Source organism: Butyrivibrio sp. AE3006, assembly GCF_000424165.1.
Lineage (GTDB): Bacteria > Bacillota > Clostridia > Lachnospirales > Lachnospiraceae > Butyrivibrio.
The window spans coordinates 55385-81956 of the sequence record NZ_AUJJ01000021.1; the positions used below are offsets into that span (position 1 = coordinate 55385).

Annotated in this window: 23 protein-coding genes; 15 read left to right on the forward strand and 8 right to left on the reverse strand. The window is 38.3% G+C overall.

The genetic code is table 11. From position 1 onward, the window contains the following. Positions 1 to 3: 3 nt before the first annotated feature. The 6 genes from mnmE to rpmH form a co-directional block, all read right to left on the reverse strand. The gene (mnmE, locus tag G603_RS0111655) at positions 4 to 1401 is read right to left on the reverse strand and encodes a tRNA uridine-5-carboxymethylaminomethyl(34) synthesis GTPase MnmE (protein ID WP_026670329.1); all 1398 of its coding nucleotides are present in this window, start codon (positions 1399 to 1401) and stop codon (positions 4 to 6) included. A 116-nt stretch (positions 1402 to 1517) separates the two neighbouring features. After that, positions 1518 to 2312, reverse strand: coding sequence for an RNA-binding cell elongation regulator Jag/EloR (gene jag / locus G603_RS0111660; RefSeq protein WP_026670330.1), 795 nt, complete (start codon positions 2310 to 2312; stop codon positions 1518 to 1520). Beyond that, entirely contained in the window at positions 2312 to 3619 is a 1308-nt protein-coding gene (locus G603_RS0111665; RefSeq protein WP_051207793.1) for a YidC/Oxa1 family membrane protein insertase, read from the reverse strand. The genes jag and G603_RS0111665 overlap by 1 nt, the downstream gene beginning before the upstream one ends. 16 nt (positions 3620 to 3635) lie before the next feature. Continuing rightward, a complete protein-coding gene (yidD, locus tag G603_RS22030; protein ID WP_081667333.1) occupies positions 3636 to 3845 on the reverse strand; it encodes a membrane protein insertion efficiency factor YidD in 210 nt (69 codons plus the stop codon). Then, complete coding sequence (gene rnpA, locus G603_RS20195; RefSeq protein ID WP_051197888.1) at positions 3817 to 4194, reverse strand: ribonuclease P protein component; 378 nt, start codon at positions 4192 to 4194, stop codon at positions 3817 to 3819. Before rnpA ends, yidD begins: the two co-directional genes overlap by 29 nt. A gap of 97 nt (positions 4195 to 4291) precedes the next feature. Further along, positions 4292 to 4426, reverse strand: a complete 135-nt coding sequence (rpmH, locus tag G603_RS0111675; protein WP_026495447.1) for a 50S ribosomal protein L34 — start codon at positions 4424 to 4426, stop codon at positions 4292 to 4294. A gap of 495 nt (positions 4427 to 4921) precedes the next feature. Between rpmH and dnaA the strand changes: the two genes are divergently transcribed. From dnaA to G603_RS0111735, 12 genes are all read left to right on the forward strand, one after another. Then, positions 4922 to 6313 (forward strand): chromosomal replication initiator protein DnaA, encoded by a 1392-nt coding sequence (dnaA, locus tag G603_RS0111680; RefSeq protein WP_026524507.1) that lies wholly within the window; start codon positions 4922 to 4924, stop codon positions 6311 to 6313. Between the two features lie 280 nt (positions 6314 to 6593). After that, on the forward strand, positions 6594 to 7703 hold the full coding sequence (gene dnaN / locus G603_RS0111685) for a DNA polymerase III subunit beta (protein ID WP_026670332.1): 1110 nt from the start codon (positions 6594 to 6596) through the stop codon (positions 7701 to 7703). 11 nt (positions 7704 to 7714) lie between these two features. Next, the gene (locus G603_RS0111690; protein WP_026524509.1) at positions 7715 to 7930 is read left to right on the forward strand and encodes an RNA-binding S4 domain-containing protein; all 216 of its coding nucleotides are present in this window, start codon (positions 7715 to 7717) and stop codon (positions 7928 to 7930) included. Further along, entirely contained in the window at positions 7927 to 9033 is a 1107-nt protein-coding gene (recF, locus tag G603_RS0111695; protein WP_026670333.1) for a DNA replication/repair protein RecF, read from the forward strand. The genes G603_RS0111690 and recF overlap by 4 nt, the downstream gene beginning before the upstream one ends. Before the next feature lie 10 nt (positions 9034 to 9043). Next, positions 9044 to 10981, forward strand: a complete 1938-nt coding sequence (gene gyrB, locus G603_RS0111700) for a DNA topoisomerase (ATP-hydrolyzing) subunit B (RefSeq protein WP_026670334.1) — start codon at positions 9044 to 9046, stop codon at positions 10979 to 10981. 168 nt (positions 10982 to 11149) lie between these two features. After that, positions 11150 to 13687, forward strand: coding sequence for a DNA gyrase subunit A (gyrA, locus tag G603_RS20200; RefSeq protein WP_051197903.1), 2538 nt, complete (start codon positions 11150 to 11152; stop codon positions 13685 to 13687). Beyond that, positions 13687 to 15135, forward strand: a complete 1449-nt coding sequence (locus G603_RS0111710) for a GGDEF domain-containing protein (RefSeq protein WP_026670335.1) — start codon at positions 13687 to 13689, stop codon at positions 15133 to 15135. Before gyrA ends, G603_RS0111710 begins: the two co-directional genes overlap by 1 nt. A gap of 160 nt (positions 15136 to 15295) precedes the next feature. Then, positions 15296 to 15496, forward strand: coding sequence for a hypothetical protein (locus G603_RS0111715; protein WP_026524513.1), 201 nt, complete (start codon positions 15296 to 15298; stop codon positions 15494 to 15496). Positions 15497 to 15519: 23 nt separating this feature from the next. Continuing rightward, positions 15520 to 16794: a chloride channel protein gene (locus G603_RS0111720; protein ID WP_026670336.1), complete on the forward strand. Its 1275-nt coding sequence runs from the start codon at positions 15520 to 15522 to the stop codon at positions 16792 to 16794. A 15-nt stretch (positions 16795 to 16809) separates the two neighbouring features. Continuing rightward, entirely contained in the window at positions 16810 to 17571 is a 762-nt protein-coding gene (locus G603_RS0111725) for an exodeoxyribonuclease III (RefSeq protein WP_035793014.1), read from the forward strand. Between the two features lie 19 nt (positions 17572 to 17590). Continuing rightward, the gene (locus G603_RS0111730) at positions 17591 to 19135 is read left to right on the forward strand and encodes an MBOAT family O-acyltransferase (RefSeq protein WP_026670337.1); all 1545 of its coding nucleotides are present in this window, start codon (positions 17591 to 17593) and stop codon (positions 19133 to 19135) included. A 76-nt stretch (positions 19136 to 19211) separates the two neighbouring features. Next, complete coding sequence (locus G603_RS0111735; RefSeq protein ID WP_026670338.1) at positions 19212 to 20303, forward strand: hypothetical protein; 1092 nt, start codon at positions 19212 to 19214, stop codon at positions 20301 to 20303. A gap of 81 nt (positions 20304 to 20384) precedes the next feature. Here the strand turns inward: G603_RS0111735 and G603_RS0111740 are convergent, their stop codons facing one another. After that, positions 20385 to 21242: a MurR/RpiR family transcriptional regulator gene (locus G603_RS0111740; RefSeq protein ID WP_026524518.1), complete on the reverse strand. Its 858-nt coding sequence runs from the start codon at positions 21240 to 21242 to the stop codon at positions 20385 to 20387. A gap of 217 nt (positions 21243 to 21459) precedes the next feature. Between G603_RS0111740 and G603_RS0111745 the strand changes: the two genes are divergently transcribed. Continuing rightward, positions 21460 to 21999, forward strand: coding sequence for an NADH peroxidase (locus G603_RS0111745; protein WP_026670339.1), 540 nt, complete (start codon positions 21460 to 21462; stop codon positions 21997 to 21999). Positions 22000 to 22096: 97 nt separating this feature from the next. Next, positions 22097 to 23938: an HD-GYP domain-containing protein gene (locus G603_RS0111750; RefSeq protein WP_196808069.1), complete on the forward strand. Its 1842-nt coding sequence runs from the start codon at positions 22097 to 22099 to the stop codon at positions 23936 to 23938. Positions 23939 to 23975: 37 nt separating this feature from the next. Here G603_RS0111750 and G603_RS0111755 read toward each other — a convergent pair whose 3' ends face one another. Beyond that, positions 23976 to 24836: a helix-turn-helix domain-containing protein gene (locus G603_RS0111755; protein WP_026670341.1), complete on the reverse strand. Its 861-nt coding sequence runs from the start codon at positions 24834 to 24836 to the stop codon at positions 23976 to 23978. 169 nt (positions 24837 to 25005) lie between these two features. On the opposite strand from G603_RS0111755, the gene arfA reads away from it, so the two are divergent. Then, on the forward strand, positions 25006 to 26514 hold the full coding sequence (arfA, locus tag G603_RS0111760) for an arabinosylfuranosidase ArfA (RefSeq protein WP_026670342.1): 1509 nt from the start codon (positions 25006 to 25008) through the stop codon (positions 26512 to 26514). Positions 26515 to 26572: the final 58 nt, after the last annotated feature.

Here is a 26572-nt window from a genome sequence, read left to right on the forward strand (position 1 = left end):
CTCCTATTTTCCCATACAGAACTTTGAGAAAATCTCATCAATAAGATCTTCATCAACTTCCTGTCCAATTATTTCTCCAAGAAAAGCATAAGCATTCATAAGATCGATTGAATAAAAATCTTCAGACATTCCATCTTCAATACTGGAATTTACTTTTTCAAGACTTGCCTTTGTATTTATCAAAGATTCCTTTTGTCTTAGGTTGGTAATATATACTTCTTCTCTTGGAAGAATGTTTCCACTTAAAAACATAACAGATATTATTTTTTCAAGTTCTTCTATTCCAGTTCTGTCTATCATAGAAGTCTTAATTACTTCAATATCATCACCATACATTTTGTGTATGGATTTTTCAGTGATACTAATACTGTCACTGATGTCATTTTTATTAAGTAAAACAATCACATGGTTGTTTTGAATAATATTTTTTATTCTCTCATCATCTGATAGTTCATCATCAGTGGAATCTATGATATATAAAATCAGATCAGCAGTTTCAGCAGACTTAACAGCCTTTTCCACACCTATCTGTTCAATCTTATCTTCCGTATCTCTTATTCCGGCAGTATCAATTACATGAAGAACAATATCACCCAGTTTTATATTTTCTTCGATAATGTCTCTTGTAGTTCCTTCGATATCAGTAACTATTGCTCTCTCTTCACCGGCAAGCATATTTAAGAGAGAAGATTTTCCTGCATTTGGTTTTCCAATGATTACAGTTTTTATTCCTTCTTTTCTGATGATACCTTCATCGGAATTTTTAATTAGCTTATTTATTTTCTCAAGCCACTTTTTATTCTTTTCAGAAAGCTTTTCATCAAAACCTGTGAGATCATAATTTTCAGGATCATCTATTGCAGATTCTATGAAAGCCATCTCATAGAGAATCTCTTTTCTGAGTTCATCTATCTGTTTAAAAAGTTCACCACCAAGTTGAAGCTCAGAGTTTTTCATGGAAAACTCATTTTGGGAATGGATGATATCCATTACAGCTTCTGCTCTTGTTAAATCAATTCTTCCATTGAGAAAAGCTCTTTTTGTAAACTCACCGGGCTCAGCAAGTCTGCATCCATTTTTTATAAGGAGCTTTAAAATGGTTTCCATAATAAGTCTTCCGCCATGGGAATTTATTTCAACCACATCTTCTTTGGTATAACTCCTTGGAGCCTTCATGACAGATATCATAACTTCATCGATTTTGTTTTCATCTTCATCGCATACAAATCCATAATGAATAGTATGAGAATCAAAATCTTTTAAAGAATGATTTCCTTTAGCATCAATATACAATTTGTCAGCCTGCTCTATGGCCATTGGTCCACTTATTCTGATGATACCGATTCCGGCATCTATCATTGCAGTAGCTATAGCACAGATTGTGTCTTCTTTAAAATACATATCATTCCTCTGAAAATGAAAACAAAATTTGTATGGCAACTCTTTTATCTAAAAGAAAATCTACTACTTCCTTTTAGATAAAAAAGCTGCCGCATTAAATGCGACAGCCCCATTAATTATTTCTTCAGTGTAACTACAACTCTTCTGAAAGGTTCTTCGCCTTCACTATGAGTAGTAACATACTTATCACCCTGTAGAGCTGAATGTATAATTCTTCTCTCATAAGGATTCATAGGTTCAAGTGAAACTGATTGCCTGTTTTTACGAACCTTATAAGCAATATTTTTTGCAAGATTCTCAAGTGTGGCTTTTCTGCGAGTTCTGTAATTCTCTGTATCAACCTTAACATGAATGTAATCTTCACTGTCTCTGTTAACAACAAGAGAAATCAGATACTGGAGAGAGTCAAGAGTCTGTCCTCTCTTACCGATAAGAACTCCCATCTCATCTCCTGATAAATCAACTTCGAGAATCTTATCTGTCTCGTTGTATTTAGCATCTACATTTACTTCCATCTTCATAGCGCCAAATACATTTGATGTAAATTCCTTTGCTTTGTTTATGAATTCATGATCATAAACATAAGAAGCAGGCTTTTCTTTCTGAACTTCTTCCTTAACTTCAACTGCCTTTTCAGGCTTGTTGTTTTTCTTCTTTTCAGAATTATGATTTTTCTCAGCCTTAGGCTCCTTTGTAACCTTCTCTTCTACAGGAGTCTCTTCAACATCGCTCTTTTCTTCTGACTTAACCTTTGCCTTAATGATAGCAGGCTTTACATTAAATCCAAATAAACCGATTGAAGGCTGTTGGATTACTTCATAGTCAAGATTGTCGCTTGTAACGGATAACTGAATGCAAGCATCTGTAATACAATCATCAACTGTCTTAGCTGATATTTCAATGTATTCCATTACTCTTCCCCCTTGTTGTTTTTCTGATCAAATTCCTTAACCATATTAGCTCTTGCAAGAAGACTGTTCTTATTAGCTTTTCCGGAAGCATAGATATCACTTGCCTTCTTAATCTTCTCATCCTTTTCAGCCTTAGAGATTTTTGATGAAGTTGATGCAGACATATTTCTTGTATTCATGTTTGCATATCTGTTCATCTGAGGAGTAGCCTTCATTGCTTCAAGCTTCTTATTGTACTTCTCGATGTTCTTCTCAATCTGAGCATCAATATCCATCTTATCGATGTGCTTGTTGATAACGATCTGCTGAATAGTTCTTACTACTGCATTGGCAATCCAGTAAATACCCATACCTGCAGGGAATGTAAATGTAAAGAACAATGACATTATAGGCATCATCATATTCATGGTCTTCATTGAGTTAGCCATCTGAGCTGCCTGATCGTTAGGGTCATTCGATGTATTTGCTGCCTGGGGCATAAGCTGTATGCTTACCCACTGAGTAAAAGCAGAAAGTGCAGGAATGATAATTGCTCCTATAAGCAAAAGGAATTGCTTTTCTGAGAAAGCAGTCTTTACCATAAAAATAGGTGAATCAGCAATATTAAGACCAAGGAAATTATTGAATCTGTTAAGAAGATCATGGGTCTGATTTACATAACTTGAAAGATCTCCAAAATGATCTAACAGATTATTCCAGTCTGTTGTTGATGCCTTATTAAGTACATCAATGAAAGTATTTTCAATGTATTCAACATTACCTGATGTAAAAGAATCATTTGAAAACTGTCTTGAAAACTGAGAAGCGCTTGATAATGTCTGTAAGAAATCACTTGCTCCTGCAGTCTCGCGAAGCTTTGAAACTAAAGGATAAAAAGCATCCTTAACCTGTGCTACATAAGCAGGCATAGAATAAATAACACGATAAAGTGCTATAAGGATAGGAAACTGAATAAGCATCTGAACACAGCTTCCTGTCTGTGATACACCATACTTAGCATAAAGAGCTTTTATCTCTTCCTGCTGAGCAAGCATTGAATCGTTATCTTTTTTACCCTTGTACTTATCCTGGATAACCTTAAGTTCAGGACTAAGTCTGCTCTGAAGCTTAGAAAATTTCTGCTGTTTATAAGTTAAAGGTAACAACAGGAAATTTACTATGATAGTAAATAAAATAATAGCAAGACCGATATTGGGAATACCAATTTTATTAAGGACCATGAAAATCCAGTTCATAATATGGCCAAGGAACCATGCTACTGGTCCTACGATCTTACCCTGGTATTGTGTAAGTGCAATTAAATTCAAAATTCATCCTCCGTTGTTACGGTACAGGATCATAACCCCCGCTTGAAAAAGGATTACATCTTAGTATTCTCCACAAAGCTAAGATGCTTCCTTTTATAGCTCCGTATTTTTCTATTGCTTCCAATCCGTATTGCGAACATGTCGGTATATACGGACATTTTGTTCTCTTTAAAGGAGAAACATATTTCTGATAAAATTTAATCAGATATATCAGTATTTTCTTCATAATTCACCTCATCATTTTTCCTTAGATGAGACTTTCCTGCCAGATATAAGAATGACTTCTCGATTTCAAAGAAACCTGCATCCTTAGCACGGCTTCTGGCAACGACTACTATATCTAAACCACTATTAAATATATTTTCGTGTAGTCTGTAAGATTCACGAACAAGTCTTGCAAACCTGTGCCTTACAACACTGTTCCCAACTTTTTTACTTGCTGAAATACCAAGTCTGTTTATTTTAAGACCATTTTCTCTGACATAAACAACAATATTTTTATCCACATAGCTTTTACCGGTCTTATAAACAACATGAAAATCAGCTGTCTTTTTAAGTGACTCTGTTTTGATCATTCGTTAATTCCAAATTGAAACTTTATATAATATATAAAGAAATACGCGAACATGCATAAGAGCACATTCGCGCAAAAGACCACAGTATGTGGCCCTATTATGCAGATATTCTCTTTCTACCCTTAAGTCTTCTGGCAGCAAGTACCTTTCTGCCTCCCTTAGTTGCCATTCTTGCTCTAAAGCCGTGAACACGAGCTCTCTGAAGCTTATGCGGCTGATAAGTTCTCTTCATAGTCGAAATACACCTCCTTCTTTAATTTGTATGCTAAATTGCATGCAATAAAATTACTGTCTAATCAGAAAAAATCGATGTTATTATAGTAAAAATAAGAATTTTAGTCAAGCACAAAAAGAAATGTGGATAACTCGCAATTTTTTTCACAAAAATTTCTTCCAAGATATAGTATCGAAAAAAGTTATCCACAACAAAATGTTGATTTTGTGGATAACTTGTTATTATCTGTAAATTTAAAATTTTTATCCACATATTGTGGATAGATTGTGGAAAACATGTTTGCTTAATGTTAATAATTAATTTTGAAATCCAGTATTTATGCGGGTTTGATTCGGTGAATTAATATTTTTAACTTTTCCACTTTTTCCTCTCACATATTAAATGATAATCTTTTTTCCATATTTTTAAAAAAGTTATCCACAAAATGTACTTGTTTGATATTTATACCCCTATACGCTAAAATATTTCATAAATTCGCATTGGGAGAAATATATGGAAAAGGATACTGAAATTACACAAAAACTACACGAAAACTGGGAAGTTTTAAAGGATGAAGTCAGGGGAGATCTTGATATGACTACAATTTCCTTTGACACCTGGGTTAAACCACTTTCTTTTTACAGTTATGAGAATGGAGTTGCTACTATAATAATACCTTTTGATGACAGCAACGCTCTTAACTATATAGAAAAGAAATATCTTAAATTCTTCATTGTAAGAATATCTGAATTCTTGGATAAGAATGTTGAAGTAAAATTTGTATTAGAAAAAGATATTATTAATAATGAAGAAACACCTTCAAAAAAATCTGACGAGCATGAAAACAGTCTCAATAACTATGAGTTTTCTAATCTTAATCCAAAATACAGATTTGATACTTATGTCGTAGGTGGAAATAACAGATTTGCTCATAACGCATCACTGGCTGTAGCTGAATCTCCGGGAGAAGCCTACAATCCTCTTTTCTTATATGGAGGACCTGGACTTGGTAAGACTCACCTTATGCATGCCATCGGTCATTTCATAATAGAGAATAATCCCGGATCCAAGGTACTTTACGTTACTTCTGAACAGTTTACAAACGAAGTTATCGAATCTATCAGAAGTGGTAAAGCTGAGGCCATGAGCAGACTAAGAGATAAATATCGTACTGTTGATGTTCTTATGGTCGATGATGTTCAGTTTATTATAGGAAAGGAAAGTACTCAGGAAGAGTTTTTCCACACCTTTAATGTCCTTCATCAGTCAGGAAAACAGATCATTCTTTCATCAGATAAGCCTCCAAAGGAAATGGAAACCCTTGAAGAGAGATTCCGTTCAAGATTCGAGATGGGTCTTATCTCTGATATTCAGGCTCCTGACTATGAGACCAGGATGGCTATCTTGAAAAAGAATGCCGAGAATAATGCTCAGACTATAGATGATGAAGTATTTGAATATATAGCTACTAATATTAAGTCTAACATCAGAGAGCTGGAAGGTGCTTACAACAAGATCATCGCTTTCTCAAGACTTAAGGGAATGGCTACTATTACAATAGATGATGCCAAGGAAGCTCTTAAGGATATCATTTATCCCGATGTTTCCAAGGTAATAACAATTCCTCTTATTATAAGTACAGTTTGCGAACAGTATGGAATCAAGCAGGATGACATCACATCCAAGAAGAGAAATAAAGAAATCGTACTTCCCAGACAGATAATCATGTATCTTTGCAGGGAATATACAGATGCTCCTCTTGAAGAGATTGGAAGAGCCCTCGGTAAAAAGGATCACACCACCGTAATGAGCGGCATAAACAAAATAAAGGATCTCCTTGTTGGAGACAATGATGTATCAAGAACAATAGACATAATTAATAAGAAGCTTAACCCCGGAACATAATGTGGATAAATTTGTTTATAAACAGTTTATAAAATGTTTATAAATTAGTTTGGGGAGTGGAAAACTTTTTTATGGTCTTAAATCGCAAAATTTGCCTTGTGGTTAAATCTAAAGTTTGTAACATTAAATTTTTATTTATCAACTATTAAAAATTTGTAAAAAAGGCAGATAAATTGTATAATGAATAAGGATTTCCACAAATCAACAGCTATTATTATCTATATTATTAAATAATAATTAATTTATATATATTATTGGTTTTCGAAGGGAGCTTTTAGCAATGAAATTTGTTTGTTCAAAATCGAATCTTGTTTCAGGATTACAGATTGTATCCAAAGCTGTTCCTAACAAGACGACGATGTCTATACTTGAATGTATTCTTATTGATGCAACTGAAGGAGTTATTAAATTCATTGCTAACGATATGGAACTTGGAATACAGACAGAAGTAGAAGGAAATATATTAGAGAGAGGTTTTATTGCAATTGATGCAAAGATCTTCTTTGATATTATCCGTAAGCTTCCTGATAATGATGTAACTGTAGAAGCTGATGCATCAAGAAAAGTAACAATCAGTTGTGAAAAAGCAAAGTTCAGCATCATTGGAAGAAATGCAGATGATTTCACGTATCTTCCCAGCATTGAGAAAATAGACGGAATAAGTGTTTCACAGTACACTCTTAAGAATGTAATCCAGCAGACAATCTTTTCAATTGCAGAAAATGATACAAATAAAATGATGAGCGGTGAGCTCTTTGAAATCAATCAGGATACACTTAAGCTTGTATCCCTTGATGGTCACCGTATCTCCATCAGAAAAGTAAAACTTCAGAATTCTTACTCACCTAAAAAGGTAGTAGTTCCCGGAAAGACATTATCTGATATCAGTAAGATAATCACAGACAGTACTGAGAACAATGTAGATATTTACTTCACTGACAAACATATTCTTTTTGAGTTTGATAAGACAATTGTTGTATCAAGACTTCTTGAAGGTGAGTATTTCAACATTGATCAGATGCTTTCAAGTGACTATGAGACAAAAATGACCATCTCCAGGAGAGAGATGATAGACTGTATCGACAGAGCTACTCTCCTTGTAAAGGAAGGTGACAAGAAGCCTGTTATTATTTCCATCAGTGATGAAAAGATGGAGCTTAAGATCAACTCTACCATCGGAAGTATGGATGAGGAAATAGATATTGAAAAGCAGGGAAAAGATATAATTATCGGATTCAATCCCAAGTTCCTGCTTGATGCACTTCGTGCAATTGAAGATGAGAGCATTGATATTTATATGGTTAATCCTAAAGCTCCCTGCTTTATCAGAGATAAGGATTCAAACTATATTTACCTTGTTCTTCCTATCAACTTTACAACAGTAAGCTAAAGAGAGAATAGATGATTAAGATAAGTTTAAGAGAAGGCGAAGAATTCATAAAATTAGGACAGGCTTTGAAAAAAGCAGGTCTTGAGGAATCCGGCGTCGATGCCAAGATGGATATTCAGGATGGTCTTGTAAAAGTAAACGGAGAAACAGATACAAGACGCGGACGCAAGCTCTATGAGGGTGATGTAGTCGAATTCAGAGATGAACAGGTACAGATAACAAAATGATAATAAAGTCATTAGAACTTGCAGATTTCAGAAATTATGAAAATCTGAAAATAGAATTTAGCAGCGGTACCAATATTTTGTATGGTGATAATGCTCAGGGTAAAACAAATATTCTTGAAGCAATTTACATGGCTGCTACTACAAAATCTCATAAGAGCAGCAAAGATAAAGAGATTATTTCTTTTGGAAAAGATGAAGGTCATATAAGGACCATCATTGAAAGAGACGGTGCAGAGTACCGAGTTGACATGCATCTTCGAAAAAGTAAATCCAAAGGAATAGCCATAGACGGACAGAAAATTAAAAAAGCTTCCGATCTTGTCGGAAGATGTAATGTAGTATTTTTCTCACCAGAAGATTTGAGTATCATAAAAGATGGTCCGGTTGAAAGACGCAGATTCATGGACATGGAGCTCTGTCAACTGGATCAAATTTATTTAGAGAATCTATCTAAATATACCAAACTCATTACTGAAAGAAATAAGGTTCTCAAAGACATTTTTGAACATCCTGAAACCAAGGTTTTACTTGATGTACAGGATGCTCAGATTATTGAATACGGATCTGTAATTATAAAATCCAGAGAAAAATTCATAAAAGAGCTATGTGAAATAATAGGACCCATCCATCAAAAGTTAACCGGTGGAAGGGAAAACCTGAATATATATTATGAGCCCAATGTAACCGTCGCTGACTTTGAGAAAAAACTCAGAGAATCAAGACAAAAGGATATATATCTTAAGCAGACTACCGTTGGACCTCATAAGGATGACTTTTCATTCAATGTAAAAAGTGAAAATCTTACAAACAAAGATGAAATAGATATCAGAAAATACGGATCCCAGGGACAACAGAGAACTGCTTCTCTCTCACTTAAGTTATCTGAGATTGAAATTGTTAAAAGGTCCAAGAAAGAAAATCCTGTTCTGCTTCTTGATGATGTTTTATCAGAACTTGACAGTAACAGACAGAATTATCTTTTAAATACAATTGGTGATATTCAGACAATCATTACCTGTACAGGTCTTGATGAGTTTGTAAATAACAGATTTGAAATAGATAAAGTTTTCAGAGTAGTAAACGGAACAATTCCGGAAGACTAAAGGGGATAAAATGAGTAACGAACAAAACAACTATGGTGCCGATCAAATACAGATTTTGGAAGGACTCGAAGCTGTTCGTAAAAGACCCGGTATGTATATCGGTACAACAGCCAGCAGAGGTCTCCACCATCTGGTTTATGAGATTGTTGATAACTCAGTAGATGAAGCACTTGCAGGATTTTGTGATCACATAGAAGTAAATATAAATGCAGATAATACCATCACTGTTATGGATAACGGACGTGGTATTCCTGTTGATGTTAACCACAAATCAGGACTTACCGGTGTTGAGGTTGTATTTACTATTCTCCATGCCGGCGGAAAGTTTGGCGGTGGCGGCTACAAGGTATCAGGTGGTCTTCACGGAGTAGGTGCTTCTGTTGTTAATGCCCTTTCTGAATGGCTTGAAGTTCAGGTTGTTCGCGGCGGCAAAATCTATCAGCAGCGCTACGAAAGAGGTAAGGTACTCTACCCTCTTAAGGAAGTTGGAACAACAGATAAAGTAACTTCCGGAACAAAGGTTTCATTTAAGCCTGATGCTCAGATTTTTAAAGAGACAACTATTTTTGAATATGACATTCTTAAGAAGCGCCTTAGAGAAATGGCATTCCTCACTAAGGGACTTAAGATAACTCTCAGAGATTACAGAGTCGCTGAGGGAGAGGAAATTATTGAACAGCATTTCCACTACGAAGGCGGAATCAAGGAATTTGTTCAGTACCTCAATAAGAGCAAGAACACTCTTTATGATCAGATAATGTACTTTGAAGGAAATAAAAACAACGTCCAGGTTGAAGTATCACTTCAGCACAACGATTCCTTCAACGAAAGCACATATACTTTTGTTAATAACATCAATACACCTGAAGGTGGTACACACCTTGAGGGATTTAAGGCTGCTCTTACAAAGACATTTAATGACTATGCAAGAGAAAACAAAATGCTTAAGGACAACGAGGAGAACCTCACCGGTGATGATATAAGAGAAGGTCTTACATCCATCATCAGTGTAAAGATTGAGGATCCTCAGTTTGAAGGACAGACTAAGCAAAAGCTTGGTAACAGTGAAGCAAGAGGCGCTGTAAACAGTATTGTTTCAGAGCAGCTTACATACTTCCTTGAGCAGAATCCCCAGGTTGCAAAGGTTATTCTTGAAAAAGCTATCCTTGCTCAGCATGCAAGAGATGCAGCTAGAAAAGCAAGAGACCTTACACGTAGAAAGTCAGCTCTTGACGGAATGGGACTTCCCGGAAAGCTTGCAGACTGTTCCGATAAGGATCCTAAGAACTGCGAGATTTTCATAGTTGAGGGAGATTCCGCGGGCGGCTCAGCAAAAACAGCCAGATCCCGTGCAACCCAGGCTATTCTTCCACTTAGAGGAAAAATCCTTAACGTTGAAAAGGCAAGAAGAGATAGAATATACGACAATGCTGAAATCAGAGCAATGATCACAGCATTCGGCACAGGTATCCATGAAGATTTCGATATTGAAAAGCTTCGCTATGACAAAATCATTATCATGACCGATGCCGACGTAGACGGTGCTCACATCGCAACGTTGATGCTGACCTTCCTTTACAGATTCATGCCTGAGCTTATCAAAACTGGTCATGTATATCTTGCTCAGCCACCGCTCTATAAGCTTGAGAAGAATAAGAATGTCTGGTATGCCTACAGTGATGAAGAATTAAATAAGATTCTTAGTGATGTAGGTCGTGATCAGAACAATAAGATTCAGAGATATAAGGGACTTGGTGAGATGGATCCCGAGCAGCTTTGGGAGACAACAATGGATCCCGAGAGACGTATTCTTCTTCGTGTAAACGTTGATGAAGAAGCTGAATCAGATGTTGATGTTACATTCACAACACTTATGGGCGATAAGGTAGAACCCAGACGTGAGTTTATAGAGAAAAACGCAAAGTTTGTTAAGAATCTTGATATATAATATTGGCCTTTCATTTTATGAAAAGGCGTCAGCGTAGCTGACGGATAAGGATAAAAAATGGCGGATAACAATAACAACAACAATAATCAGAATGGCGAAGAGTTAGCTGATGACGCATTTGATCAGGTAACCACTGACAGAATCAAGGAAGTTGACCTTCAGAAAACCATGGAGTCTGACTACATAGACTATGCCATGAGTGTAATCGCATCCCGTGCTCTTCCTGATGTCAGAGACGGACTTAAGCCGGTTCAGAGAAGAATTCTCTATTCAATGATAGAGCTGAATAACGGTCCCGATAAGCCGCATCGTAAGTGTGCCCGTATCGTCGGTGATACAATGGGTAAATTCCACCCCCACGGTGACAGTTCTATTTACGGATCTTTGGTAAATATGGCTCAGCCCTGGTCTATGAGATACTGTCTTGTTGACGGACATGGTAACTTTGGATCTGTGGACGGTGACGGCGCAGCTGCCATGCGATACACAGAGGCAAGACTTACCAAAATCTCAATGGAGATGACGGCAGATATCAACAAGGATACAGTTGATTTTGCTCCCAACTTTGATGAGACTGAAAAAGAGCCCGTTGTACTTCCCGCAAGATTTCCTAACCTTCTTGTAAACGGAACAACAGGTATTGCAGTCGGAATGGCTACAAACATTCCACCTCACAATCTTCGCGAGGTAATCGCTGCTGTTGTTAAGATGATCGACAACAGAGTAAATGAAGACAGAGAAACAGATATAGAGGAACTTCTTCCCATCGTAAAAGCACCCGATTTTCCTACAGGTGGTATCATCCTTGGAACAAGAGGTGCTGAGGAAGCCTACAGAACAGGTAGAGGTAAGGTTGTAGTTCGCGCCGTAACTGATATCGAGACTATGCCCAACGGCAAGAGCAGAATCATTGTTACAGAGCTTCCCTACATGGTTAATAAGGCAAACCTTATCACCAAGATTGCCGAATATGTAAAGCTTAAGAAACTTGACGGTATCACTGCACTTAGAGATGAGTCAGACCGTGAAGGTATGAGAATTGTTATTGAGCTTAGACATGATGTAAATGCAAATGTAATGCTGAACCGTCTGTATAAGCATACACAGCTTCAGGATTCATTTGGAATTATCATGCTTTCACTTGTAAATAATGAGCCCAAAGTTCTTGGACTTGTTGACATGCTTCACCACTACATCGTTCACCAGGAAGATGTAGTTACAAGAAGAACTCAGTACGACCTTAACAAGGCTGAAGAGAGAAATCACATAGTTGAAGGCTTACTTATCGCCCTCGACAATATTGATGAAGTAATAAGAATAATCCGCGGAAGTGCAACTGTTCAGATAGCAAAAGAACAGTTGATGGAGAGATTCGGATTATCAGATGCTCAGGCCCAGGCTATCGTAGACATGCGTCTTCGTACTCTCACAGGTTTGGAGAGAGATAAGCTTGAGCAGGAGCATGCAGAGCTCTTAAAGAAAATTGAAGAGTTAAAACTCATCCTTTCCGACAAGAAAGTACTTCTTGGAGTAATCAAAAAAGAAATCTCTGAGATATCCGATAAATACGGCGATGATCGTAAGACCCAGATCGGTCATGACGATTCAGAGATTGATATTGAAGATATGATTCCTAATGTAAACACTGTCATTGCCATGACAAATGTTGGTTACATTAAGAGAATGTCTATCGACAATTTCAGAGCTCAGAACAGAGGCGGTAAGGGAATAAAGGGAATATCCACAATCGAGAATGATTATGTGGAAGACCTTCTTATGACCACGACCCATAACTACATAATGTTCTTTACAAATAAGGGAAGAGCTTACAGATTAAAGGCTTACCAGATTCCGGAAGCTTCAAGAACATCCAGAGGAACAGCAATTGTAAATCTTTTGCAGCTTTCTCCTGATGAAAAGATCACTGCTACTATCCCGATTAAGGAATATACCGATGAAAAGAATCTTTTCATGGTAACCAGAAAGGGAACAGTCAAGAAGACTCCCATCATGGAATTTGCTAATGTAAGAAAGAACGGTCTTACAGCAATTAACCTTGATGATGATGATGAGCTTATTGAAGTAAAAACTACAAAAGCAGATTCAGAGATATTCCTTGTAACAAAGAACGGAATGTGTATCCGCTTCAAAGAAACTGATGTAAGACCTACAGGAAGAACATCAATGGGTGTTCGAGGCATAATGCTCGGCGATCAGGATGATGTAATCGGAATGCAGCTCAATACTCAGGGAGATTCACTTCTTATCGTTTCTGAAAAAGGCTATGGTAAGAGAACAGAACTCCAGGAATTCCACATTCAGAACCGTGGCGGTAAGGGTGTTAAGTGCTATAAGATTACAGAAAAGACCGGAAACGTAATCGGTGTTAAGGCTGTTAATGGTGAGCACGAAATAATGATGATTACTGACAGTGGTATCATTATCCAGCTTAGAATGGAAGAAATCACCGTTCACGGAAGAGTAACATCAGGCGTTAAGATGATAAACCTTGATAAGGGTGTATCAGTAGTAGCTATTGCAAAAGTCAGAGAAAAGATTTCTAATGGAGATGAGGAATTCGAGGATATCGAGGATGCTATGGAGGATATCCCGGAGGAAGTAATTTCCGAAGAAGACTTAGATTCAGATGATTTTGATGAAACTGATGACTCTGACGACACAGAAGTTACGGGTGAAGACGAATAATGAGAATAGGCTTACTTATTTCCGAGTTTAATGACAAAAAAGAATGTGATATTTGTCTTGGTGCTGACAGAGCAGCCAGGGACCTTGGTGCTGAGCTGATCATTTTCCCGGGAAAGTATATCGTAACTGATAAGACTTTCGATAAGGAGGATCCATATCTTTATCAGCACCAGGCTGTCTATGACTACAGCATTGATGCGGACTTTGACGGATTCATTGTGGATATTGATAAGATTGGGCATAAGGCTGCCATCCTCAAAAAGGAAGCATTCCTTAAGCAATTTGGCAAAAAGCCCCTTATCACTGTCACAGAGACAGAAGGCTTTGAATGCGTAGCTTCAGACAAGGATACAAGTGATATAGAACTTGGATATCTTGCAGTAGAGCAGATTTTAGGCAAAATAACAGGAAATAACGTAAAAGCCAGAAGAAGTGAAATCGAAGATTTCACAGTAGATAAATACAGAGAGACCATCAAAAAGATATCAGAAGTATCTGACATAATTATAAATAATAAATGCAACGACGATTTTGAAATCGGTGCATTGAAATTTATAAAGTCAGGTATTGAAAACTATGAGATGTATATACTTGAAGAGCCTGTTGAATACTCTCTGAAAAAGGGATGGAAAATTCCAAAACTTTGCAAGAAGCTGTTCTCAATACATGACGGTAAACCTGACAGTACTGTCAATTCTAAGGATATGAAAATATCCGAAGTTTTCAATGAAACAGGCATCAGCGGTACAAAGGTTATTAGAAATTTCTTCTACGAAAGAAATCAGCTTGGATTTTTCATCATTGATTTTACAGATGATCTAAGAGTTGGATACTATGATGATATCCTTACTAATTGCATTGTTGCAGGAAGCAGGAACGGATATCTCGAGAACCGCTTAAACAATGCTGAGAGGGAACTTGCAGAATGCCAGGAAGAAATTGCAAGAGACGGATCTGTTCTGGATCATATCGGAGATAAGGATTACCTTACTGACCTTCCAAACAGACGAGGCTTCTTTGCTAAAGCTTATGATCTTCTCAAGGAGCATTTCCGTGAAGGAACCTATGCAGTTGTGGCATATATCGACATGGATTCTCTTAAGAATATTAATGCTATTCATGGTCATGATGAAGGTGATCATGCGGTTATCAGAGTAGCCCAGATACTTAATGAAGTATTTGGTGATAAGAGTGTCTGCGGAAGAATTCGCGGTGATGAGTTTGCTGTTCTTCAGGTTACTGAAGAAGAGGATAAAGCTGAGATTCTCAGAATAGAGATGGCAAGACAAAATAACAAGCTTCTCATGGATAACACCAAGTACCTTAATCACCTCATTTATTCCATCTGTGAATTTGACTATGAAGAAAGTCTTTCTCTTAGAGAAATGCTTAAAGAAACAGATGATAATCTTAAGAATATGAGAAGAATGGAAACACTTAATAAGTAATTACCAAAATGGCTATGTGAAAACGTAGCCATTTTCTGCATATATTAAGACTAAACTCTAAAATGCCGATAAATAGAGTAGAGATATAATGCAGAAATAAAAAACATTGTAAAAAAGCACATTATCAAGTATCATTTGATTAACAAGTGAGGTAAATACAATGGGAACAGATACTAGCGGACTTAGTCCTGAACAGCAGGCATTATTTGCCAGTATAATGGGTAACTCGTCTCAGCAGGGAGGCGGCGGTTTTTCTATGCCGACAGCTTCTGCAGCAACACCTGCGCCTTCAGCAAACAGCAACAAACAGCTAAGTCAGGCTGAGATCGATGCGCTTATTGCTTCAATGAGTAATAACTGATAAAACAGGAATTTAGAGGAAAAATGAGCGAGATAAATAATAACGATAATATTGAGCCACATTACAAGCACCAGCTTAGAAGACTTATGTCCACTTTAAAGTGGCTGGTACTTGGAATATTGATAGGTGTTATGGTAGGGGCAGTGGGAGCTGCCTTTTTCCATGGGATAAAATTTGCCACGGAGTTTAGAAAATCACATGAATTTGTAATTTTCTTACTACCCTTTGCAGGTCTTTTGATAGTACTTCTTTACAGACTTTCAAAGGATTTTGAGGACACCGGAACAAACCTTGTAATAACTACAATTTCTGCGGGAGATCATCTTCCTATCAGGAAGATTCCTCTTATTTTCGTAGCAACCATACTTACACACCTTTGCGGTGGTAGTGCAGGAAGAGAAAGTGCTGCCCTTCAGCTTGGCGGAAGTATGGGTCATAACTTTGGAAAACTCATACATCTGGATGATGATGACTGTAAGATAATCACAATGTGCGGCATGAGTGCAGCCTTTGCTGCCCTCTTTGGAACTCCTATGGCAGCTGCTTTTCTTGCAATGGAAATTGAGAGTATAGGTGTTATGTACTATGCTGCTCTCATACCCTGCGTTTTATCGGCGCTGGTTTCAAGCAGTGTTGCAATGTACTTCGGAACGGTACCGGACGTATTTACAGTATCGATCATTCCGGAGTTTACCGTCGTTAGTGCAATAAGATATGCAGTACTTGCAGTTTTATGTGCAGTTATAAGCATTCTCTTTTGCATAGTTATGAAAAAAAGCGGCGAACTCTATAAGAAATTCTTTAAGAACCCCTACATCAGAATATTTGTAGGCGGATGTCTTGTAGTATTACTTACACTTATTGTTGGAAACAACAACTATAACGGTGCCGGCATGGATGTAATTGAGCTGGCAATTGACGGCAGAGCACCCTATGCAGCTTTTGCTCTTAAGATGCTCTTTACTGCAGTGACCATGGGAGCTGGCTATAAGGGTGGTGAGATTGTTCCTGCACTTTTTATAGGTGCTACCTTTGGATGCCTCTATTCACAGATTTTTGGCTTTAACTCGGCACTTTGCGCAGCGATCGGAATGGGCGCGCTGTTTTGCGGAATTACCAACTGCCCTATCTCATCTCTCCTTTTGTGCTTTGAGATGTTTGGATATAACGGAATGCCATACTTTCTTCTTGCAATTGCACTTAGCTACACATTCTCCGGATATTACGGAGTATACGGCTCACAGAAGATAATGTATTCTAAATTCCACAACAAATACATCAACCAGAAAACAAGATAAATACGGAGAAAATGTATGTCTAAAAAGCTTGTATCATGGAACGTAAACGGACTTAGAGCCTGCGTCTCTAAGGGAGAATTTCAGAAATTCATGGATAAGGAGCAGCCTGATGTAATAGGTCTTCAGGAGACAAAACTCCAGGAGGGACAGATAGAAGTAGAGCTCCCCGGCTATCATCAGTATTGGAACTATGCAGATAAAAAGGGCTATTCTGGCACTGCACTTTTCACTAAAGAAGAGCCTATTAATGTAACCTACGGCCTTGGAATAGATGAGCATGACCATGAAGGAAGAGTTATAACTGCTGAATATCCTGACTACTATCTCATCACAGTCTATGTTCCAAATGCAAAGGAAGATCTTTCAAGACTTGAGTACAGATGCAGATGGGAGGACGATTTCCTCTCCTATGTTAAAAAGCTTGAGGAGACTAAGCCTGTAATTTTCTGCGGTGACCTTAATGTTGCCCACAAGGAAATAGATCTTAAAAATCCCAAAACCAACAGAGGTCATGCGGGATTTACAGATGAAGAAAGAGAAAAATTCGACAACGTAGTTAATTCAGAACTTGTTGATACCTTCAGACATTTTTATCCAGAGCTTGAAGGTGCTTATTCCTGGTGGAGCTATCGTTTCCAGGCAAGAGCCAAGAATGCGGGCTGGCGTATAGACTACTTCGTAACTTCAAAATCACTTACAGACAGACTTGAAGATGCAGTGATCTACAAAGATCAGATGGGATCAGACCATTGCCCAGTTGGACTTATTTTAAAATAAAGGCATTGAGATTTAGACCATGTCATTTAATTCATTTTCATTTATCTTAATTTTCCTGCCCTTAGTACTGATCGTATGGCACGGATTAAACAAATTAAAAATATGGAAGCTTGCAGACCTTTCACTTGTTGCAGCTTCCTTAATTTTGTATGGGCTTTTTTCAGTAGAATTTGTATTTATTCTGCTGCTTAGCGCCTTTGTCACTTACTTTTTCGGAAATCTCATAATAAAGTCAGATGAAAAACTAAAAAAAGGAATAACCATAGCGGCGGTAATTCTAAACTTGCTGCCCCTTGCATATTTTAAGTACACCAACTTTTTCCTTGAAAATGTATATGCGATTATTGGAAAAGAGTTCACAGCCATGTCTCTGGTTCTTCCCATAGGAATAAGCTTTTACACCTTTTCCCAGATAGCATACATAGTAGATATTTATCGAGAGAATACTCCTGGACACCCTGCCTTTAATGAAAAAGAAAGCCTTGGAAAAGTATCCATTACTGAGTACCTTCAGTACATTACATATTTTCCCAAGATAATTCAGGGTCCTATTGCTCTTCCCTATGAAATGATAAGCCAGTTCAGGGATGAGAAAAACAGAAAGCTCGATTCTGAGAAATTCAGAAAAGGCCTTATTCTTTTTGTAATCGGTCTTTCAAAGAAAATGCTTCTTGGAGATAATCTTGCAAAAATAGCGGATTATGGATTTAAGTACACCTATTACATGGATACCTTAACAGGAATTCTTGTGCTTATCTCCTATGCTTTCCAGCTTTACTTCGATTTTTCAGGTTACAGCGATATGGCAGAAGGCATAAGCCTTATGATAGGTTTTGAGCTTCCCCAGAACTTTAATTCACCCTACAAAGCAAAGAGCGTGCGAAACCTCTGGCAGAGATGGCACAAGACTCTTACAAGATTCTTTGTAAGATACGTATATATTCCTCTTGGAGGTTCAAGAAAAGGAAAAAGACGTACTGCACTTAACGTACTTATAATCTTTTTACTTAGCGGACTTTGGCACGGCGCAGGCTGGACCTACATCTGCTGGGGCCTTGTTATGGGAATTGTTGTTGTATGGGACGACCTTGGAATCATCGCAACTAAGGGAGATTTAAAGAAGCATTATCTTTTGATGAAAGAACCACTTCTTGTAATTCCGGAAAAACTGGGACAGGTTCTGACATTTTGCGCATTCCTCATATCCCTGGTATTTTTCAGATCCCAGGATATGACCTATGCTTTGCAGATGTTTAAGCAGTTCTTTATCTTTACATGGCCCGGTTTTATGTACAAAACATCGGCAATGCTTGATCTATCGGAAAATTACATGCTTCTTACGGCGGCAGGACTATATGCAAAAGAGTTAAAAAACAACATTTATCTTGCAAGCTGGATTATCCTTGTAGCCATATCATTTTTCGTTAATTCAAGGAAAAACTCAAGAGAGATTGCCTATGGCGAAGTTCCGGGAAAAGGCTTTACCGCACTTTTGATAATCCTTTTTGCATGGTCATTTATATCACTTTCACAGGTGAGTACATTTATTTATTTTCAGTTTTAGACTTAAGAAAAGAATGCAGACATGAATCTCAAATGATGAAAAATGCCTGTGTGAAGAATAAGTTTGGAGAATACTTTTGAAAGAAAAAAAAGACAGTTCAAACTTCATAAAGAGTTTTGCCATAGGAGCAGTATCGGTACTTGTCCTTATCGCTCTTGTAGTTATAGTGTTTGATCCATTTTTCCACTATCATAAGCCCTGGCTTGGACTAAAAGCTGTGCTTAACGACAAGGAATATCAGTGCATAGGCACGCTTCGACACTTTGATTACGATGCACTTATAGTTGGTTCATCCGTTGTGGAAAACAATGACAACAGCTGGTTCGACCAGGCTTATAACTGCAAATCCATAAAGGCGGTTCGATCCTACGGCGCTACAGCGGACCTTTGCTATCTTATAGATGAGGCGTATAAGTCAGGGAACGATATAACAAAGATTTTCTACAACATCGATCCATCTTCGCTTATCGCAGATACAGAGCCCACCTACGAATCAACCGGATGCCCTATGTACCTGTATGATAACAATCCTTTTAATGACATTCAGTATCTGTTCAATAAGGGAGTAATTCTGGAGAAAATCCCTTACATGATAGTCAACTCATACATTGCGGATTATGATGAGAACCTGTCCTATAACTGGGCAAAATGGAAAAGCTTTGATTCCGGAAGTATCCTTGGCCTGTATTTCAGACAAAAAGAAGTAAAGCCCATGCTGGATGAAAAGGTTTATGAAGAACAGCTAAGGGGAAATATCGAGCTTCTTACAAGTGAACTTAAAAATCATCCTGATACGGACTTCTATCTCTACTTCCCCTCCTACTCCATGCTTTGGTGGGATGGCGTATACAGATCGGGCGAAAGAGATGCCTTCATATATGCGGAAAAAGAGATGATAAAAGAGCTTTTAAAATATGAAAATGCCAAGGTTTACTTTTTCCAAAATGACAGTGAAGTCATTACGAATTTGGAGAACTACCTCGATACCATCCATTTTTCTCCTGAGATAAATAAGAGAATGCTGGATAAGATGGCAGCTGATGAAGACAGACTAACAATAGATAACTATGAAGATAAGCTTGATGAGATGAAGGAATTCTCTGATAAAATAGTAAATGAACTGGTTATTCCTTATGAAGAACAGAATAAGTTCAACTACGAGCAATAAACAAAACAACCTTTGAACATAAAAATGCCCCTTTGAATCCCGTATTCAAAGGGGCTTAATTTCTATATAAGGTTTGCAGAATCAGTAATTAACCATGTCATGGAACAGGTCATAGGAATCCTGCAGGTGCTGGCGGATATTCTTAAAGTCTTTATTGGCAACTGCCGTATAAAGAGTATCCACAAGGAAAAGCTGTGCAAATCTTGAGCTTGTTACACCACTCTTTTTATCTATTTCAGGAGATGTGGTAAACATTACATGATCGCAGCCCTGAGCGAGTGGACTGTTACCAAGCTTTGTTATGGCAACCGTTGCAGCGCCTCTTGTTTTTGCAATCTTTAGAATCTGCATTATCTCTTCAGTTTTTCCTGAATCACAGATAAATATTGCAACATCGCCGGGTTTAAGCTGTGCTGCATTCATGAGACTGTTGTGAAAATCCTCATTGTAGGTCACATGATAGGACAATCTCTGGAATTTGGTATATAGGTCATAGGCCGCAAGTCCGCTGCTACCAACACCGAAGATCCTGATTATATCTGCAGAAACTATGGAATCAACAGCACCTTCAAAGGACTTTGCATCAAAAAGTCTGTAGGTGGTCTGAATCGCCTGAGTGCTTGTGGCGCAGATGTTATCAGCAATTGCCTGCATGGAAGTATACTGATCGATGTCCTTAAACTCGATCTTTGGACCTTCCTTCTCGGCATTATTTGCATTGGTGAAAAGCTCATGCTTTAAGCCCTTAAGTCCGGTATATCCAAGAGATTTGGAAAAACGGCTCCAGGTAGCCTGAGTGGTTCCTGAGTCCTCAGCAAGCTCTGCCACTGTCTTATTAAAGATGCTGGCATCATTTTTTAAACAGTAGTCAGCTGCCTTTCTCTCTTCTCTTGTAAGATTTGTATAAACGCTTTTAATTCTCTCTTCAAGGATACTCATATTTATCTCCTTAATCCCCTATGGTTACAGTATATCGCAAAACCACTAAGAATATTATTAAATTACAATAACAAACAATGAATATTTATTAAAATTCTATAAACGATATTATGTATATGAATTATTTGATATACTAATTACTAGGCAATTATTAACTTTTACTTGTAACTTTTAACTTTTCGGATTAATTGTCCGCATCAGAAAGGAGATTTTAGCTATGAAATGGGTTTGCTCGGTTTGTGGTTATGTTCATGAAGGAGATACTCCGCCCGCTGAATGTCCTGTATGTCATGCACCTGCAGAGAAATTCACCAAGCAGGAAGGTGATCTTACATGGGCTGCTGAACATGTTGTTGGAGTAGCAAAGGGAGTACCGGATGATATTCTCGAGGATCTTAGAAGTAATTTTACCGGTGAATGCTCAGAGGTTGGTATGTACCTTGCTATGAGTCGTCAGGCTTACAGAGAGGGATATCCGGAAGTAGGTGATTACTATGCAAAGGCTGCATGGGAAGAGGCAGAGCATGCTGCAAAGTTTGCTGAGCTTTTAGGTGAAGTTTTGACTGACTCCACAAAGAAGAATCTTCAGATGAGAGTTGATGCAGAAAATGGCGCAACAGCCGGAAAGACCGACCTTGCTAAACGTGCTAAGGCACTTGATCTTGATGCAATCCATGATACAGTTCATGAGATGGCAAGAGACGAAGCAAGACATGGTAAAGCTTTCAAGGGACTCCTTGACAGATACTTTAGCTAAAGCGAATATCACAGACTAAGAAAGCAGAGAACCAATGGAGCAATCTGTTGGTTCTCTTTCAATAAAAAATCTCACGTGCGCAGAATTTCAGACTGTTATGGAAAGTAAAACATTAAAAGAATTTACTGAAAAATACATATCCGATCGCCAGATGTGCTGGGAAATGGACCAGCAGGTGATGAGTGACCTTTCATTTTCAAAATGGAAGGATGCTCTTGTTGCGCGCTCTGAGATAATGCGAAAAATCTATCTTGAAAACGAAAAGTTCCTCTCTGATCTAAAGAAGGAACTGGAATCCGAAATATCTCCCGAATTTTACGAACAACTTTTTAATACATTAAAGCTTCTTTATGACGGCGGTTTTGATGATCTTTTCATAATGCGCACAATAGTCAACAGGCTACTGCCTTATTATGAAAAGAACAACGATTATCCAAAGATTCTTTTTCTAAGGAAAGTCATAGCCTACGAACACTATGAATTCTACGGAAGACTATCCCACGAAGAGGGAATGGATAAGGCCATAGAGCTCTATGAAAAGACAATAGAGTTAAAAGAACACTACGCAGAGCTTACCGACAGAGCTGACAGAAGAGCCATTTTTGTCTGCTACAGTAACCTCGTGGCCATTTTGGCAAATGAAAAAGAAGATACATCTGCGAAGATTTTTAAATATATTGATGAAGCTCTCAGCTTCTGGCAATCTGACGTGGTTCAGAAAATAGACGGTGACGATACAGAGTTTAGAGAGCGCATGGATAAGCTTGAAACTGAGATACTCTACGGCATTGACACCACTAAGATAAAGGATGAGGAACTTAGAGAAGAATATAAGGATCTCGTTCGCAGGCTTAAAAAGAAAATTACAGCGGACGGCCTTGAAGACACCGACGGAGGCCTCTTTAGAGCTGAGATAAAGTGCAGACTCCTTGAGGGTGAGACCCCTGAGAATCTGATAAATGAGATTATTTCTCATATAGATAACCTTGGAGAGCTTGATTATAAGGATGATAATGCAATAGAAAAGCTCCTTGATTACCACAACAGTGGCTGCGAGATTTTTGACATCTTTGAAATGTCAGAGAACAGGCACGAGCTTGAGGAAAAATTCATACCAAGATTTGTCAGCAAAATAACTGATATCCATGCCCATATCCCCTTTGGATTCTGGACCGGAGTTGTGGATGATGCCTGCGCCGAGTGGTTTAGTAATGCTGCGCCTTATGATAAAAATCCTGCCCGCAAGGCAGATATGCTGCTTAAGCTTGTTATTAGCAGGCAGCCCATAACCTACATTCACTCTCTTATGGTAGGCGAAATTGCAGCAAGAATCGCCATCTCCATAATAAAAGATAATCCGTCATTTTTCGTAGGACTTCTTGGAATAAAGAGTAAAGATGAAGTAAGAAACAGACAGGATGACCTTTGTGATTATGCAACAAAGGCAGCTCTACTTCATGATTGCGGAAAATGTGAAATCGTAGAGGTTGTAAACAGACAGCACAGACACCTCTACAATGAAGAATATAATGTTATAAAAATGCATCCGGACAAAGGCTTTGAGATGCTAAAGCACGATCCTGAATTTGATAAGTATTTTGATATCATCAGAGGTCATCACAAGAGCTATGATGGAAAGAGCGGTTATCCTCAGAATTTTGATAATGTCCATTCAAGATATAAACCCATGATAGACCTTATCACCATAGCTGACTGTATTGATGCCGCAACGGATATTCTTGGCAGAAATTATACAAAAAGTAAGGACTTTAACACGGTCTACAATGAACTGGTAGCAGGAAGCGGAACAATGTACAACCCGGATATTGTTAAGCTTCTTTGCACAGATAAAGCTCTCTATCAGGACCTTTTGTACCTGACAGCAGAGGGAAGATTTGAAGTATACTACAGAGCATACAGAGAAATTATTCTAAGATAAAATTTCACATAAGATAGCATGTAAGCTGCATGCTATCTTATCTTTTTGTTATCCTTCTGTAATCCCCGGGGGTCATGCCGCATTCTCTTTTAAAATACCTGTTAAAGTGATAGATATTTGTAAAGCCGCTTTGCTCCGCAACTTCTGCAATGTGAAGCTCCTGGTTTGTCAGAAGGTGTTTTGCTTTGTCTATCCTTGCTGCCAGAAGATCATCTTTGGGAGAAGTATAGAAAAAGGTTTTGTAGTAATGATAGAACTGACTTCGCCCGAGATTAGTCAGAGAACACATCTTATCAATAGTCCACTCATCGCTGCAGTTATTTAGCATCTCTACTCTAAACGCAGTAAGCATGGAATAGTTAACTGCCTGCTCAGGTACACTTGTCGGAAGTGAAAGACTTCGCTCAGCAGTGATAATAAGCTCCCTAATTAAAAGATCGATCATCCTCTCACGCCTTATCTGCTTTGAGAGATACTCAAACTGTAGCTTTCTTAAAATCTCTATTATCGGCTCATCATCCGCCGGTCTGAAAATAGTATTTAGAGGAATCTGTACGCCCTGAATCTCTGAGGGTTCGCAGGTAAAATGTGCAAAGGAGTTGATGAATCTCTTTTGTGCCTGGTAATACTGAAGGCTCCCGGGGGAATACAAAATGCAGTCACCTGGCCTGGCCGTAACTCTAAGTAGCTTATTGCCATCTCTGTACACAGGCTTATTGTCCACTTCTCTGTCACTTTCCTGCTCATAGGCAGATAAATCCACAGTGTCGTATGGAAAATAGAAATCCATTTTTGAAGCAAGATGAAGAAAAAGATAATCATCTCTCCCCTCAGGTCTGTATATTGTATCCCTGTCAGGATTGTGGAAATTATAGCCGCAGTAGTCTGTTCTAAACATGACAAATCCCCTTATATAGAATCATCTCATAATAAACAATATGAAATATACCGGACAAAAAGTCAATAATTTCGGAATAAAAGCTATTTAAATGACAGATATCATCTGTGATAATAACACTATCTTAAAACAAAACATCAATATTTGGTTTTATTTTGGAGGTTACAAAATGGCAAAGAAATTACAGAAAGCACAGATCTGCATCGACAGAGATTTTGAGATCAGCCAGATCGACAACAGAATCTATGGCTCTTTCCTTGAGCACCTTGGCAGAGCTGTATATGAAGGCATCTATCAGCCCGGCAACAAGAATGCAGATAAGAACGGATATCGTAAGGATGTTCTTGAGCTTATAAAGGAGATTCAGGTTCCCATCGTAAGATATCCCGGCGGAAATTTTGTATCAGGCTTTAACTGGGAGGACAGCGTAGGTCCCAAGAAGGATCGTCCCCGCAGAATCGAGCTTGCATGGAATGTTATCGAGACTAACCAGTTTGGTCTTAACGAGTTCATGGATTGGTGTAACAAGGCAAACACAAAGCCCATGATGGCTGTTAACCTTGGAACAAGAGATATCGACGCTGCAAAGAACATCGTAGAGTACTGCAACATCAAGAGCGGCACATACTACAGTGATCTTCGTATCAAGCACGGCGTAAAGAATCCTCATGACATCAAGCTCTGGTGCCTTGGTAACGAGATGGATGGTCCATGGCAGCTCGGTCACATGACAGCTGCTGAGTATGGTATGAAGGCAGGAAGAGCAGGTCACATCATGAAGCTCGTTGATCCTTCTATCGAGACAGTTGTTTGCGGATCATCTTCACTTTACATGGATACATTTGGTGAGTGGGAGAGACAGGTACTTGAGTGCAGCTATGATTCAGCTGATTACCTTTCACTTCACAGCTACTACGGCAACGCTGAGGATGATACACCTAACTTCCTTGCAAGCAGCGTAGCTATGGATAAGTTCATTTCACAGGTTATTTCAATCTGCGATTATGTTAAGGCAGTTAAGCGTTCAAACAAGACGATCAACCTTTCCTTCGACGAGTGGAACGTATGGTATCACTCCAACGAGCAGGATAAGAAGCTTGAAAAATGGGTTGAGCACCCTCATCAGCTTGAGGATATCTACAACTTTGAGGATGCACTCCTTGTTGGTTCAATGCTCATCACACTTCTTCGTCACGCAGACAGAGTTAAGATTGCATGTCTTGCACAGCTTGTAAATGTTATTGCTCCTATCATGACAAGCGACACAGGCGCATGGAGACAGACCATCTTCTATCCTTACATGCACGCAAGTGTATACGGAAGAGGCACTGTTCTCAACACAGTTGTTAAATCTCCTTCCTACGAGAGTAAGCATGGCGATGCTCCCTACATCGACAGCGTTGTTACAGCAGATGATGAGAACGAGACAGTTACTATCTTTGCTGTTAACAAGAACCTCAAGGAAGACTACGAGCTTACCTGTGACCTTAGACAGTATGCAGGCTATAAGGTTGTTGAGCACATCGTTCTTACAAATGATGACCTTAAGGCTGTTAACACAGAGAAGAAGCCTAACACTGTTGCTCCTGTAAACTCAAATGCCAGCAAGGTTGAGAAGGGCGTACTTTCAACAGTCCTTCCTGCAAAGAGCTGGAATGTAATAAGACTTGCAAAATAAAAATCTCTAAATAACTCTCTTTTTTAAAATTCCTCGTATGGTAAAATGTACCCTATGA